We start from the raw sequence: 13,581 nt of genomic DNA on the forward strand, positions 1-13,581 counted from the left end.
CGGTGTACGCCGAACGCCTTCGGACAGGTGACGTGGCAGGCACGACCCCCTACCCGTCAAGGCTGAGGCGGCGACCACACGTACGGCGTGGTCGTGGTCACCGCGCGGAAGCCGAGCCGCCGCAGGATCGGCGCGCTGTCGTCGGACGCGTCCACGTGCAGGTACCTGACCTCGCGGGCAACGGCGCGTTCCGCCCGGGCGGCGACCAGCGCGCGGTAGATGCCCCGGCCCCGCCATGCCGGCAACGTGGAGCCGCCCCACAAGCCGGCGAACTCGGTGCCCTCCCGGAAGACCAGCCAGGCTGCGGAGACCACCTCCCCATCGGCTTCGGCGACCATGACCACGATCTCGTCCGGAGCCGCCGCCACGCGGGCGATCAGGTCCTCACCGAGCCAGGACCAGTCCTGTCCCCAGACGACGGACTCCATGGCCGCGATGCGACGCATGTCGACATCCTCGGTCACCTGCCGCAGGGTGACACCGCTCGGCAGAGCCGGTGCGGCGGTCATGTCCTTGGCCAGGCCGATGAGGACCGTCTCCTGCTCCTCCGGTACGAAGCCCGCCGCGAGCAGACGCTCGGTGAGGTCGGCCGGCTGGTCGTGCCCGCGGGTCTTCCATTCGACCGCCTCGCCACGCGCGGCGAAGTAGTCGCGCTGGCGGATGATCAGCCGGTCGAGCTCGCCGCCGCGGACGCCGACATCGCGCGGAGCGCTGACGAAGCCGCGGAACTGTCCGACGATCCGCAACAGCGGACCGTCCTGCTCGTACGTGACCCCGGCGGGCGGGTGGGGAGGCACTCCCCGCATCTGCTGGTCATAGGCCGCGAGCAAATCGTCGATGTCTGTCACAGGACAAGACAGTAAGGGTCATGACAACTGATTTGTCCGGCCCCACCACTAGGCGCAACCGAGCGAACCCCAGCGGCGCCTCGTCACGCCGGCGATCCGAGCCATTGGCGGGTGAGGTCGCGTACGGCCTCCAACCAGCGCTCCGGTGGATCGCCTGCGGCGATCACGTCCGCGGCGCCGTGCACGACGGTGAGCAGGATCGTGGCCACGACCTTCGGACCGATCAGGCGGAACACCCCCTCGGCCATGCCCCGCCGCAGTGGCCGGGCGATGGCGACGACGATGTCGAGTCACTCCTCCACCGGCGCCGAGCCGCTCGAAAGCGGAGATCGCGTATCTGGAACGACGGAGGCGTACGCCTTCCCGACCGGCTGCGGAAACCGCTACTCCTCCCGAACAAACCCAGCCGGCTCCCCACGCCCACGTCATCCACGAGCAGCCGCGGACGTGCCGACAAGCCCGCCAGCAAGATCACGAAATCGCCCTGGCTGCGAATCGCCTGTTCAGGGGCTTCTCACTGCATTGCTGCCTATTGAGGAACGGGGCACGGCGGCTGGCCGGTCGGCCGTTCTGTCGAGAGACTCAGGCCCCATTCGGTGTACAGCCGGAGCGGTACGGGAGGAATGCAGCCCGCTGTTTGAAATTCCCCCTCATAGCGCCATTCGTTGTCGCCCTGCCTGCTCCAGAAGTTAATCCGGTCGGTAATGGCGATCGCGTAGAAGTTATCCTGGGCTTCGGTCTGACCATATACGGCGCCGTAATATATCATCCCACTCGCAACTACACCGACCGCTACGGACGCACCTGCTCTACGCGCGGCCTCGACGAGGCTTCGGCGCTCCGTCTCGTCGAGCTGCAGCGACCACGCGGTTCCGGGAGCTACCCGCTCCCCGTCTTCTTCTTCCTGGTCGCCGGCTTGCTGGGACGCGGCAGGAGCCGGCGTGATCGCCAAGCTGGTTTCGCTCGATGACAGCGACAAGACGGGCACGAGGGCTGCGACGGCAGCCGCGATCACGACGATCACCATTCCCGCTATCGCCACGAGCGCCAAGGTCGGTCTCCGCATGGCCAAATCCCTGGAGAGAACGGTTCAACTGGAGGCCACAGCCGACAGAAATCCTCTTCCCAGCAAGGGGACGATCGGCCCCCATTAGGTAGATCATCATCACTGAGCCACAGGCTACAGCTCGATACTGCCCTTGAACAGATGCAAGAAGGTGCCGCAGTTCGTGGCCGCCCACTCGTCACCTCGGGACGGCACGCGAATGGCACGACGATCACAACTGCGAACAGGGGGTTCTGTCGGTCCCCTGCTCTACGGTGTGCCATGACGACGTCGTCCGTTGCGATCGGAGTGGTGAGCATGGGACTGACGACGTCCTCGGCGCCGTTCGATGTAGCGACTGTTTTCCCTGAACTGGCCGGTCAGCGCCGGACCACGGTCCGACTGCACCCGCGTCAGGGACAGCCCGCCATCACCGACAGTTCCATGGGTGGCCCGCTGTTGTGGCCTGCGGATGAGCCTTGGCCAAGCTGTCCTGAGCCGCTGTCCCATGGCCCATCTAAAGGCCGGGATCCACTTCCGCTGATCCCGGTCATGCAGTTTTTCGCTCGAGATGTTCCTGAGCTGCCTTTCCCTGATGACACAGACACCCTCCAAGTGCTGTGGTGCCCGGTCGATCACAAACCGTACAGTGAGCCTCACACGATCGTGCGCTGGCGGAAGGCTGAAGAGGTCGGAAGTCCGCTCATTAAGGCCCCCGAGCCCGATCCCGAGAGCGACGACTCGTATCTCCCCACGGCCTGCGTCCTGTCGCCGGAGCGGGTGGAGGAGTATCCGGATGGCTGGGAGCTTCCAGCAGAGCTCAGGGCCAGGGTCTGGGCGTGGGAAGAGAGTGCCGCGAACTCTGACGGCTGGAGTTACTTCTCCCACCTTGCGGCTGCTCCAGGAAGCAAGGTCGGAGGCTGGGCGAACTGGATTCAGGATCCGGAGCAGTCGGTGTGCGGCAGAGGCCACGAGATGGCACATCTGCTGACCATTGCGAGCGGGGAACTCGACATCGAGAGCGGCAGGCGCTGGGCTCCCATCGAAGAGCGTCCGCTGCTGACCCCTCACGCTCCTCCGGAAGTGCAGAATCCCGCCGATGTCATGATCCAGGATGCCGGATCGCTCTACCTGTTCGTCTGCTTGGAGTGCCCCGAGCGCCCCGTGGAGTCCCTCAGCCAAGGCTCATGAACTCACCCACATGGCACGCCACCTTTCACGCTCTACCGCTACCGTTTCCACATGATCGTCGAGCAGCAGGTCTACTTCATGATCCAGTCCGATGAATACGATCCCGAGCAGATCACCCGATACGTGGGCGTCGAGCCGACTCGGTCCGAGGCGAAGGAGTCACGACGCGGCAGGAAGAGTGGGCGCCTGCTACCGCCACGACACGAATGGATGCTCGACTCCGGCCTCGCGGAGACCACCTCACTCGGTGAGCAGACGGAAGCTGTGATGAATCAGCTGGCCGGCGCCTGGGATCGAATCGGAGAGCTGACCGCCGGTGGCACAACGGCCACGTTGGTCATGCTTCGGTCGTTCGAACCGGGAGAGCACTCCAACCCGCGAGGGCTCATCCTCGACGCAGAAGCCATCAGCTTTCTCCACAAAGCTGGAGCCGATCTATGGATCGACGAGTACGACTTATCGTAGAGCTGGCGACGGAGTAGCCTCATCGCCGCAAGGCCGCCCACAACCAGGAACACTCGAAACCGGCGAAGGCTGGACGGTGCACGGCCTGATGTTCTCGACAGCTTTCAGCGGCTCAGCGCCTGTTCAATCCCCGCAGCACCGGCGAGAGGCTCATGCCCAATTTCTGAAGACCTTCAACGGGTACTGGAATGCGACGGCGTTCCACACGAAGTACCACCAGGGCCCCCCGACCTCGATCCAGCGCAGTTCAAAGCCCTGTTCAACGCGCTGCTGACAGTCCAGGTCTTCGCCTCGGCAGCGAGTTATCGGGCGGCGGAGAAGGCCAAGGATCATCTGATCATCTACACGAAGACAGATGGGATGAAGCATCACGACGATCTCCAAGCTGCCTTCGACAACTACATCCGTGCAGTGCGTAAGGAGCTTCGTGTGCAGTAGGCGTCGGATCGGTGCGAGGCCGTTGCTGTACGGCGCGGCTGCACAGAGATCAAAAAAAGGCCCCTCCCGAATCCCGGAAGGGGCCTTTGAGTTGCAGAGCCGACGAGGGGAATCGAACCCCTGACCTTCTGTTTACAAGGGCAGGGCAGACGGCACGTCGATGACCCTCGCACAGACTTGACCAGCAGATCTAGCCGGTCGCCGTGCGGTTGGCCGAGTCGGCGTTGCTGTACTGGTTGCTGTACAGCAGACCTCAGCCCTCGGATTCGGTGGCAAGGGCCGACGAAGTCGGTCCGCGGCAGCGATCGCCCCAGGCCCAACGACGAGTACCGAAGTGAGCGATCGTCTCGGCCTCCACCACTTCGACGCGAAACCATTTCATCGAGGTCAAGAGCCTGGCCTACGTGCTACCTGACCTGCGCGGACGGTCATCCGTCGCCTATAATCGTCCGGCCCTATCCGTAGCCGCTGCCACTTAGCTGGCCATTCAGCACTCCACCGGCCAGCCCTCCCGCTCAGCTGCGTAACTCCCTCGCTACGGCAGAGCGATGACTCCTCCTCCTGGAGCACGGCCAGTGTCGCTCCCACTATCGGGCGATCTGCAGTAATGCATTTTCATTCTCAAACGATGTAGTTGTGCAGGACGACGATAGGTTGTGCCTGGCAGCGCGTCGGAGGTCCAGATGATCGTCCCGGTCGAGGAGGAGATGAGTTGGATGTTCATACCATGGGCGGTGCTAACCGAGTAGTACGGTCGGTCTGCCTTAACGCGGTCGGTGCGGACGAGCATGGCCTGTTGCCCGGGATGGGGCCGCCGCCAGGGCGTGCCGCTCGCCGTGCGATGCTTCCGGGTGATTACGACCAGGTAGTTCCGGGTTGGAGGCGACAAATCGACCGCAAGACGGTAAAACGGCACCAGAGCCCTTGGTTGTGACGGGAATAATTGTGTTTATCAACCCGTTCATCAGCGATTCTCTTGCTTCGTCAGGCGAACACCACACTCTCGATCATGTTGTGATCGGACAACAGTCCCCTGCGGGGTGGATAGTGGCTACGACAGCAGGACCCGAGCGAAGCGCACATCTGCCCACCCCCCACCACTGTTAGCTGACGCCCAACGGAATCCACGCGTTTCCAAAATTTCGAGCCATGGGAGACTCCACTGCGATATTAGAGGAGTCCTAGCGATTGAGGAGCATGGACTTGCGTGAAGATCTGAACTTCCAACGACTCTTCGCCGTCCGTGAGTTCACACTGGACTGCATCCTGTCGAACGGCTACCACTTCCCGGACGCCTTTGACACTGCGATCGCGCTCTCTGATGGCGGCACCGATCTCTATGACTCCCTCTCTGCCGAGCATCCGGACAAGACTCCGGCTGACATCAAGGCGGCTATCCTCGGGCAATTTGCCCTGGGTGACAACTTTCTAGTGGATTACAAGGCAACCGATCTTCCCGTCCTCATTGACGCGTTGGGCGCCGACATCCGCGCTTTGAAGATCCGCTATCCCTGGGTTTACAGCAACGAGGTCGAGGCCGCCTACATGAGCGTCCACGGCCGAGACCACCAAAGATTCCTGCCCCACCAAGAGAGCATGGAGATCATCAAACTCTTGCCACAGGGGGTCTTCCAGGTCGCGGATCTCACGGTCGGACCGTTTGGCATCGTGCCTGTGGCCGAGCACAGGTGCCTGCCGAACACACTGTGCGGCGCCGAGGTGGTCTGCGTCGACCCGGGTTGCCCCGAAGTCAATCATGTCAAGTTTAGTACGGGCGCCACGGATGCTGGAGTGATTTATAGCAGCATCGGCAGGGATATTCCTCTCTCTATCGCGATCACCCGACTTTTTGGTGACATCATGAAGCCGGATGAGGCCTACTATCGTCCCAACAATGATTGGGGCTTGCCGTGGCTTGTGGCGAGCGGGCTGACCACCTATGAGCGAAGGGCTCTCCTCGCGTCATTGCTCACACAGGACTCGAACGGCCTTCGGAAGCAAGCAAATCTTCTCCTCGACCGCGGCGCATCCCGCAAGGCACCGTCGGACCTGGCTGCCGGCGTATCCGAGGCTGAACTCTTGCAGCTCATTCTGATCGTCTCCAACGCGGAGATCATCTGCCATTTGGAGCGGCTGGTTGACGTTGGAGAGATCGTCCTCGGCCCTAGCGAGACTCGCTATCCAATCCGGAATCGTCATACCGAAGGCGGCTACTTCAACAGTCAGGCCGAGCTGAGTCGGTTGGGGGTACGTTTCAGGCCTCGGCGGAATTGGACGTCGCTCCGGCTAACGAACTTCCTGCTTGCGCTATACGACGGCCCCCTGAGGGAGGATCTGTCATGGGCGCTGCGCAACGAGCCAGGAAAGAGCGTCCAGGACCAACTGGAGCACTTTGTGGCCAGCCGGACACCCGAGGATGCTCTGAGTTCCCTCGTGCTCGCCAGCCGCGCCCAGACTACGCACGCCTTCCGACTGGTCGGCCCTGGACGGTTCGAGCTGCCAACCAGTGCAGACAATGAGCGGGTCCTGGTGCAGCGGATCCTCTGGAAACTCGGCATGCCGCTCCCTCCGCCGCCTGTGGTCGAGGCACGTGTCCTTCGGCATCTTCCGGCTTTTGAGCAGTATGGGGCCGTCCAGACGGAGCAGGATGCGGAGGAAGTTCGCAGCTCCGGGGTCAGCCTGTTCGTCGCCTTGGAAGAACTCCTCCAGGAAACGATCACCTACGTTTGCTGGCTCATGTTCGCCGACCACTACCCCGAGAAGCGCGATCAGCGGTTCACGTACCGTGTGTCCTGGGCGCGCGCCTTCGCCAACCCTCTGCTCGCCAGGGCCGCGGTGGCCCGCGGGGGCATACAGTACTCTTCTGACGGAGCCAACGCACTCGGCACCCTCGTCGAAACATTCGCAATGATCGCCGGAATGTGCGCGGAACCCGAGGCCCTGATCCCCGCCGCGGACAGGCCATACGCTTCATTCCCCCACCTCGCACGCCACTCGCCCCTACATTCTTTCCCTTTCCTGCACCGAAGCCTGGTCTTCGACATCGAACCAGGATCACTCCAAGAGATCATCAGCGTGCTTCACGGTGTCGCGGCGGACCTGCGGTCAGGCCAAGTGGCAAGGGTGAGGAACGGTCTCAGCCACCCACGCTCCTCGCTCCCTCAGGAACCGGAAATCGCCATGGCTTGTGCCTCGATCCGCCGGGTGGTCTCGACCTTGCGTCACAATGGGCTATTCCCCAACGTGTACGTGTGCACCAGGACGGTCACCGACTTCGTCGGCCGAACGGAGTATGTCCTGCAGGACGGCGAGCGCCGTGAGCTCTTACTCAGTGGATCCGCTACCGCGGCGCCCTGGCTACCCGACGTCGCGGTTCCACAGCTAGTCCCGCATGGGATCCGGCTGCTCCACTCGCATCAGCCGCTGCGCCTCAAGTTCGTCGACGACACGCCATTTACTGAGCTGCTGGACGCGCATTCGCCTATCGCCGTCGAGCATGCTGAGCTGGATACATCTGCCCCCGCTTCGGGAGACGGTTGAGACCCTCAGCCCCAGCCACCCATACGTGCAGGGCCATGTGGCGATCGCCCGGCCCCGGAGTGCTCCGGCCGAAGGCAGGCTTTGACCTCATCGGCTCAGTCCCGGGGCCAATCTCGCATGGTGCTGGTGAACGTCCTGTGTGCGTCTTCTGCCTGCGTTCGTTGGTGCGGCGGGGTGGCCGGGCGGGACGGGCCCGGAGAGGCCGCACGCCCGCCCGGACCGCCCGGCCGCCCGCCGCCCATCGGGCGGGGCTTGATGACGTAGGGAAGGTTTGAATCATGCACCGCTCTGCGCGGCTGCTGATCTTGACCTGCTACTGCTGCTCGACCAGTTCAGCGATGCTGCCGGTCACTGCATCGGCTCCCGCTTGCGTAAGCCTGTCGGCCTTTCCTGACCCCTTGGCGTAGGCGATACTGCACGTTCCGGCGTTGCGCGCGGCCTGCATGTCGAAGTCGGAATCCCCGATTAGCACGGCCTCGCCTGGCTCGACGCCCAGCGCCTTGCATGCCCACAGCACAGACTGCGGGTGCGGCTTCATCTGCTCCGGCGCTCCAATCGGGCGCCCGGAAACCGCGGTGATCCACTCCCCCAAGTCGGCCAGAGCAAGGAACGTCTCGATAGCGGGCGCGGAGTTGTTGCTCACGATGGCGACCGGCCTGCCGGCCTCCGCGCACGCTTCGAGGAACTCGCGAACACCCGGCGTGATCTCGGCGCTGGTTGCGGCCTCGACCTCGTTGCCCATGAGCGCGGTCTCCACCTTGTCGACCAGCTCCGGCGCGATGTCGGCCGTGCGGCGCAAGTCCCGAGACCCGTAAGGCTCTGGATCGGCTCGCGCAAACTCCACCAACCTGAAACCTAGATCTACTCAACGCCTGCCCCGCTGATCTAAGCGGGGCATTTTTCTTGATCGGTACTGAAGCCACCGATTCTCCTGACACTGTGGGCTGGAACAGCTCTCGATCAGGAGAAGGACGGTATGTGGCAGGTCATTCTCGGGGCAGTAAGCGCGCTCGGTGGAGTCGCACTGACCCAGTTCTGGCAAGGCCGTAGGGAGACCATCACCCGCTCCTACGAGCACCGCCGAGAGGCTCACGTCCAGTTCCTGAACACTTTCAACCGGTACTGGAACGCGACGGCGTACCACACGATGTACGACGAGGGACCGGCCCCCTCCGACCTCGATCCAGACCAGTTCGAAGCCCTGTTCAACGCACTGCTGACGGTCCAGGTCTTCGCTTCCGCAGAGAGCTATCGCGCGGCGGAGAAGGCCAGGGATCAGCTAATGGCCTACATGGGGACGAATGGGATGCAGCATCTTGATGATCTCCAAGCTGCCTTCGACAACTACGTTCATGCAGTGCGTAAGGAGCTCGGCGTGAAGTAGTGCGTTGGTTCGGTGCGAGGCCGTTGCTGTACGGCGCTGCTGTACGGAGATCACAAAGGCCCTCCGGGATCATCCCGAAGGGCCTTTGAGCTGCAGAGCCGACGAGGGGAATCGAACCCCTGACCTTCTGTTTACAAGACAGATGCTCTGCCGATTGAGCTACGTCGGCGCGGCCTATCAGTGTAGACGCTAGAGGCGTCTCTGACGAGCGACCTCGTACAACGCCACTCCGGCCGCCACCCCCGCGTTCAGGGATTCGGCGGCGGCCTGCATCGGGATGCGGGCCAGGACGTCGCATTGTTCGCGGACCAGGCGGGACAGGCCCTTGCCCTCGGAGCCGACGACGATGACGGCGGGTTCGGCCAGGAGGTCGACGTCGGCGATGTCGGTGTCGCCGGTGCCGTCCAGGCCGATGACGAACAGGCCGGCGTCGCGGTATTCGCGGAGGGCGGCGGTGAGGTTGGAGGCGCGGGCGACGCGGAGGCTGGCGAGGGTGCCGGCCGAGGTCTTCCAGGCTCCCGCCGTGACGCCGGCCGAGCGGCGGGACGGGATGAGCAGGCCGTGGGCGCCGAACGCGGTGGCCGAGCGGGCGATGGCCCCGAGGTTGCGCGGGTCCGTGACCGAGTCGAGGGCGACGATCAGCGGTGTCTCGGCGGCGTCCTGCGCGAGTTCGACGAGGTCGGACGGGTGCGCGTAGTCGTACGCCGGGATCTGGAGTGCGATGCCCTGGTGGACCGCGCCCTCGGTCAGGCGGTCGAGCTTGTCGCGGGTGATCTCGAGCAGCGCGATGCCCTGCTCCGCGGCGATCTTGATGGAGTCGCGGACGCGGTCGTCGTTGTCGATGCGCTGGGCGACGTAGAGGGCGGTGCAGGGCACGCCGGCCTGCAGGGCCTCCAGGACCGGGTTGCGGCCGCCGATGTACTCCGGCGTGTCCTCGGAGCGGCGCTGACGGGACGCTCCGGCGGACGGGCGGCGGGCGCCCGTGCCCCCGCCGCGCTCCTCGCGCGCGACGCGCTCGGAGCGGGCCTTGTCCTTGTACCAGTGACGCATCTCGGCAGGCGGGGTCGCGCCCTTGCCCTGGAGACCGCGGCGCACCTGGCCTCCGGTGCCCTTGGTCGGGCCCTTCTTCTTCGCGGGCCTGCCCGAAGCCCTACCGCCTGCTGCCATGTGAACAAGGGTACTCGGGCCGCCGGGCGCCTCACTCCACTCGCACTCGGGCGGAGTGAGGCTCCGTCAGCGGGACAGCTCCCAGCGGGCGCCGTGCGGCGTGTCCTCGACCGTGATGCCCGCGGCCCCGAGCTGGTCGCGGATCGCGTCGGCCGCCGCGTAGTCCTTACGGGCGCGGGCCGCCTTGCGCTGCTCCAGGGCCACCGCCACCAGCGCGTCCACGACGGGCGACAGGTCGGAGCCGGTGCCGCGCCACTGCGGCGAACGCGGGTCGAGACCGAGGACGTCGAGCATGTTCTGGGTCTCGGCGAGCAGCCGCGCCACGGCCTCCTTGTCGCCGCGCGACAGCGCCACGTTGCCCTCGCGCACCACCTCGTGGACGACCGCCAGCGCCTGGGGCGTGCCCAGGTCGTCGTTGAGAGCGTCGACGAACGCCTGCGGCAGCGGCGCGTCCGCGTCCACGTCGTGGATGACCTCGGCGGCGCGGGTGACGAAGCCCTCGATGCGCTGGTAGGCGGCCGCCGCCTCCAGCAGCGCCTCCTCGGAGTACTCGATGGAGGAGCGGTAGTGCGGCGCCGCCAGGTAGTAGCGGAGCTCGACCGGGCGCACCTTCTGCACCATCTCGGGGATCAGCAGGGAGTTGCCGAGCGACTTGCTCATCTTCTCCGCGCCGATCTTGAGCATGCCGTTGTGCATCCAGTTGCGGGCGAACCCGTCGCCGGCCGCCTGGGACTGGGCGATCTCGTTCTCGTGGTGCGGGAAGATCAGGTCGATGCCGCCCCCGTGGATGTCGAACGTCGGCCCGAGGTATTTCGTGGCCATCGCCGAGCATTCGAGGTGCCAGCCGGGACGCCCGGGGCCCCACGGCGTGGGCCAGGTGGGCTCGCCCGGCTTCTCGCCCTTCCACAGGGCGAAGTCGCGCGGGTCGCGCTTGCAGCTCTCGTCGTCGGTGTCGCCCGCGCCCCGCATGTTCTCCAGCTTCTGGTTGGAGAGGGAGCCGTAGTGGTCGGCCCAGGAGCGGACGTCGAAGTAGACGTCACCGCCGGAGGCGTAGGCGTGCCCGCGATCGATCAGCCGCTGCATGAGGGTGATCATCTCGGGCACGTGCCCCGTCGCCCGCGGCTCGACCGTCGGCGGCAGGCAGCCCAGCGTGTCGTACGCCCACGTGAAGGCCCGCTGGTTGCGCTCGGCCACCACGAACCAGGGCACGCCCTCCGCGGCCGACACCCTGATGATCTTGTCGTCGATGTCGGTGACGTTGCGGCAGAACGTCACCTCATAGCCGGAACGGGTCAGCCAGCGCCGGAGCACGTCGAAGTTCACGCCCGAGCGGATGTGCCCGATATGCGGCGGAGCCTGCACGGTGGCCCCACACAGGTAAATCGACGCCCGGCCGGCTTCGACCGGAACGAATTCACGGATGGCGCGCGTGCTGGTGTCGTAGATGTGCAGGCTCACGAAGGCAAGGCTAACGCCTCATGGCCGTCATCAGGCCGATAAATCAGTCTCGCAACACGACCCTGTCCGGCCGAATCCGGACAACAAGGCGCTCGGTGCCCGGCTTGTCCTGCCACGGCTGGCCTCGGTACTTCTGCGAGAGCTCCTGAATCAGGGCTCCCTCGGGGTCCGGAGTCATGGTCACCGTGCCCCGGACCTCCAGATACCGGTACGGATCATCGGGGTCGATGATCAGCAGGCTCGCCCGCGGGTCGCGCTCGAAGTTGCGCGGCTTCACGCGGCCCTTCACGGTGGAGAAGAGCACATCGTCGCCGTCGGCGCGTACCCACACCACCGTCGACTGGGGGCCGCCGTCGGCGTTGAGGCTGGTGACGGTGGCGTAATTGGGCGCGTCCAGGAGTTTGCGCGCTTCCTCGGGCAACTCGGCCATGTCTCTCCTTGATCGGTCTCGGATCACATTCTTCTGTAGGCTCGAAACCGCCATGGACGTGACTCCCCCCTCTTTGCTCCGCCGCCTGGGCATCGCCCTCGCGGGGCTCGCGGTCGCCGCGCTCGCCGGTGCCGCGTGCGCGCTCTCGTTCGACGACCTGCGCGCGCTCGCCGTCGTCGGCGAGGCCAGGACCGACCTCGCCTATCTCTACCCGGCCGCCTTCGACGCGCTGCTCGTGGTCGCGCTGGTGTGCGTGCTGCTGCTGCGTTCGGCCCGCGTGCTGGTACGCGTGCAGGCGGCGACCGTGCTGGTCCTGCTCATCGTCGCCGCGGCGGCGGTCAACGTGGCCACCGCGACGCGTTTCGCCTTCGACGCCCGGCAGGTGGCCGTGGGGGTGGCGCTGGCTCCGTGGGTCATGCTCGCCGTGGCCCTGTGGCTGTGGCTGCTGCTGATCAAGCACGTCCAGTCGGGCGGGAGGGTGACCGGTGGGCGTGCCTCGGGTGCCGGGGACGACGGCGCCGCGGAGACGGACATCGTGCCGTTCCACCGGGGGCGAAGCGCGGCCGAGGCGGGTCCGCCGCCCCTGGTGACGGCGAGTACGACGGGTTCCCCGGCTGCGGCGGCGGCCGCGGTGCTCGAGCCCACGCCGGTCGTCGGGCCCACCCCCGCCCCCGAGACTCCCCCGGTCTCGCCTTACGAAGCGGGGGCGGCGGCCACGAGGGAGGACGACGAGCCCGGGTCGCTGAGCGCTCCGGCATCGCCTCAGGCCCCAGTATCGGCTCAGGTCGCCGAATGGCATGCCGCCAAAGAGTCCCAGGAGCCCCAGGACCGGGAGCGGGCTTCGGGGCGGGCTTCGGAGCGGGCTTCGGGGCAGTCAGCGGAGCTCCGGGAACAGGAGCGGCAGCAGCCGGAGTCCCGGGAGCCGCAAGCTTCGGAGCCAGAGCCCCAGGAGCCGGAGTCCCGGGAGCCAGAGTCTCGGGAGCCGGAGTCTCGGGAGCCAGAGTCTCGAGAGCCGGAGTCTCGGGAGCCAGAGTCTCGAGAGCCGGAGTTCCGGGAGCCGGAGTCCCGGCCTGAGTTCACGGACGCACCCGCGTCTGAGCGCGCCCAGGAGCCGCCGCAGGAACACCCCGCCCCCCGCGACGACCATCACAACGACGCTCTGGACGACGAGCATGAGGGCCGTGGCGCTCAGCCCAGCCAGGACGCCGCCCCAGAGCCCGCACAGCCCGCAGAACCCGCCCCCCGACCGCAGGAGCCCCCCACCCGCCCGGTCCGCTGGGGTGACCGTTACAAGCCCACCGACGTCCTGGTCCACCCCCGCCCCGACCCCAGGAACGCCGACACCCAGCCCCAGCCCGTCATCAGGGACGAACCCTCAAAGCCCCAGTCCCCGCCGGACGCCCCTGAGGGCGAGTTAGAGGACACGGCCCCCCACCCGGTGATCCGCGAGGACACCCCGGCCCCGTCCGGCCGTCTGCGGAGCACTCCGCGCCCTCCGGAGCCGGAGGACTGACGAACAAGCCGCAGCAGGAAGGCCCGCCTCGCGGAGCGAGGCGGGCCGATGTATGTCCGGCGCATCTCCGGCGTAAGCGCGCCAGTGCCGTGCCGCCGGCCT

12 protein-coding genes and 1 tRNA gene are annotated in these 13,581 nt (G+C 66.0%); 5 read left to right on the forward strand and 8 right to left on the reverse strand.

Annotated features, from left to right (window positions below; all coding sequences use genetic code 11):
- Positions 1–56 precede the first annotated feature (56 nt).
- The 3 genes from ABD292_RS42495 to ABD292_RS42505 form a co-directional block, all read right to left on the reverse strand.
- Positions 57–848 carry a GNAT family N-acetyltransferase gene (locus tag ABD292_RS42495; RefSeq protein ID WP_344217903.1) on the reverse strand — a complete coding sequence of 264 codons (792 nt, stop codon included), beginning with the start codon at positions 846–848 and terminating at the stop codon, positions 57–59.
- Positions 849–931: 83 nt separating this feature from the next.
- A complete protein-coding gene (locus ABD292_RS42500; protein ID WP_344217905.1) occupies positions 932–1,096 on the reverse strand; it encodes a hypothetical protein in 165 nt (54 codons plus the stop codon).
- 281 nt (positions 1,097–1,377) lie between these two features.
- A complete protein-coding gene (locus tag ABD292_RS42505; protein WP_344217907.1) occupies positions 1,378–1,875 on the reverse strand; it encodes a nucleoside phosphorylase-I family protein in 498 nt (165 codons plus the stop codon).
- A 300-nt stretch (positions 1,876–2,175) separates the two neighbouring features.
- Here ABD292_RS42505 and ABD292_RS42510 point away from each other — a divergent pair, with 300 nt between their 5' ends.
- The 3 genes from ABD292_RS42510 to ABD292_RS42520 all read left to right on the forward strand — a co-directional run bounded on the left by ABD292_RS42510 (position 2,176) and on the right by ABD292_RS42520 (position 7,527).
- Complete coding sequence (locus ABD292_RS42510; protein ID WP_344217909.1) at positions 2,176–3,084, forward strand: DUF1963 domain-containing protein; 909 nt, start codon at positions 2,176–2,178, stop codon at positions 3,082–3,084.
- A 51-nt stretch (positions 3,085–3,135) separates the two neighbouring features.
- Entirely contained in the window at positions 3,136–3,549 is a 414-nt protein-coding gene (locus tag ABD292_RS42515) for a DUF4279 domain-containing protein (protein ID WP_344217911.1), read from the forward strand.
- A 1,641-nt stretch (positions 3,550–5,190) separates the two neighbouring features.
- Positions 5,191–7,527 carry a hypothetical protein gene (locus ABD292_RS42520; protein WP_344217913.1) on the forward strand — a complete coding sequence of 779 codons (2,337 nt, stop codon included), beginning with the start codon at positions 5,191–5,193 and terminating at the stop codon, positions 7,525–7,527.
- A gap of 313 nt (positions 7,528–7,840) precedes the next feature.
- On the opposite strand, the gene ABD292_RS42525 is transcribed toward ABD292_RS42520, so the two are convergent.
- Positions 7,841–8,326, reverse strand: coding sequence for an HAD family hydrolase (locus tag ABD292_RS42525; protein ID WP_344217915.1), 486 nt, complete (start codon positions 8,324–8,326; stop codon positions 7,841–7,843).
- 177 nt (positions 8,327–8,503) lie between these two features.
- Between ABD292_RS42525 and ABD292_RS42530 the strand changes: the two genes are divergently transcribed.
- The gene (locus ABD292_RS42530) at positions 8,504–8,911 is read left to right on the forward strand and encodes a hypothetical protein (protein ID WP_344217917.1); all 408 of its coding nucleotides are present in this window, start codon (positions 8,504–8,506) and stop codon (positions 8,909–8,911) included.
- Between the two features lie 96 nt (positions 8,912–9,007).
- On the opposite strand, the gene ABD292_RS42535 is transcribed toward ABD292_RS42530, so the two are convergent.
- The 4 genes from ABD292_RS42535 to ABD292_RS42550 form a co-directional block, all read right to left on the reverse strand.
- A tRNA-Thr gene (locus ABD292_RS42535) sits at positions 9,008–9,080 on the reverse strand.
- Between the two features lie 20 nt (positions 9,081–9,100).
- Positions 9,101–10,078: a 23S rRNA (guanosine(2251)-2'-O)-methyltransferase RlmB gene (gene rlmB, locus ABD292_RS42540; RefSeq protein WP_344217919.1), complete on the reverse strand. Its 978-nt coding sequence runs from the start codon at positions 10,076–10,078 to the stop codon at positions 9,101–9,103.
- A gap of 66 nt (positions 10,079–10,144) precedes the next feature.
- Positions 10,145–11,536: a cysteine--tRNA ligase gene (gene cysS, locus ABD292_RS42545; RefSeq protein ID WP_344217921.1), complete on the reverse strand. Its 1,392-nt coding sequence runs from the start codon at positions 11,534–11,536 to the stop codon at positions 10,145–10,147.
- A 43-nt stretch (positions 11,537–11,579) separates the two neighbouring features.
- Entirely contained in the window at positions 11,580–11,966 is a 387-nt protein-coding gene (locus tag ABD292_RS42550) for a PPOX class F420-dependent oxidoreductase (protein ID WP_344217923.1), read from the reverse strand.
- 52 nt (positions 11,967–12,018) lie between these two features.
- Here ABD292_RS42550 and ABD292_RS42555 point away from each other — a divergent pair, with 52 nt between their 5' ends.
- A complete protein-coding gene (locus ABD292_RS42555) occupies positions 12,019–13,479 on the forward strand; it encodes a DUF2637 domain-containing protein (RefSeq protein ID WP_344217925.1) in 1,461 nt (486 codons plus the stop codon).
- Positions 13,480–13,581: the final 102 nt, after the last annotated feature.

Origin of the sequence: Nonomuraea bangladeshensis (assembly GCF_039529455.1) — a bacterium.
GTDB classification, from domain to species: Bacteria; Actinomycetota; Actinomycetes; order Streptosporangiales; family Streptosporangiaceae; genus Nonomuraea; species Nonomuraea bangladeshensis.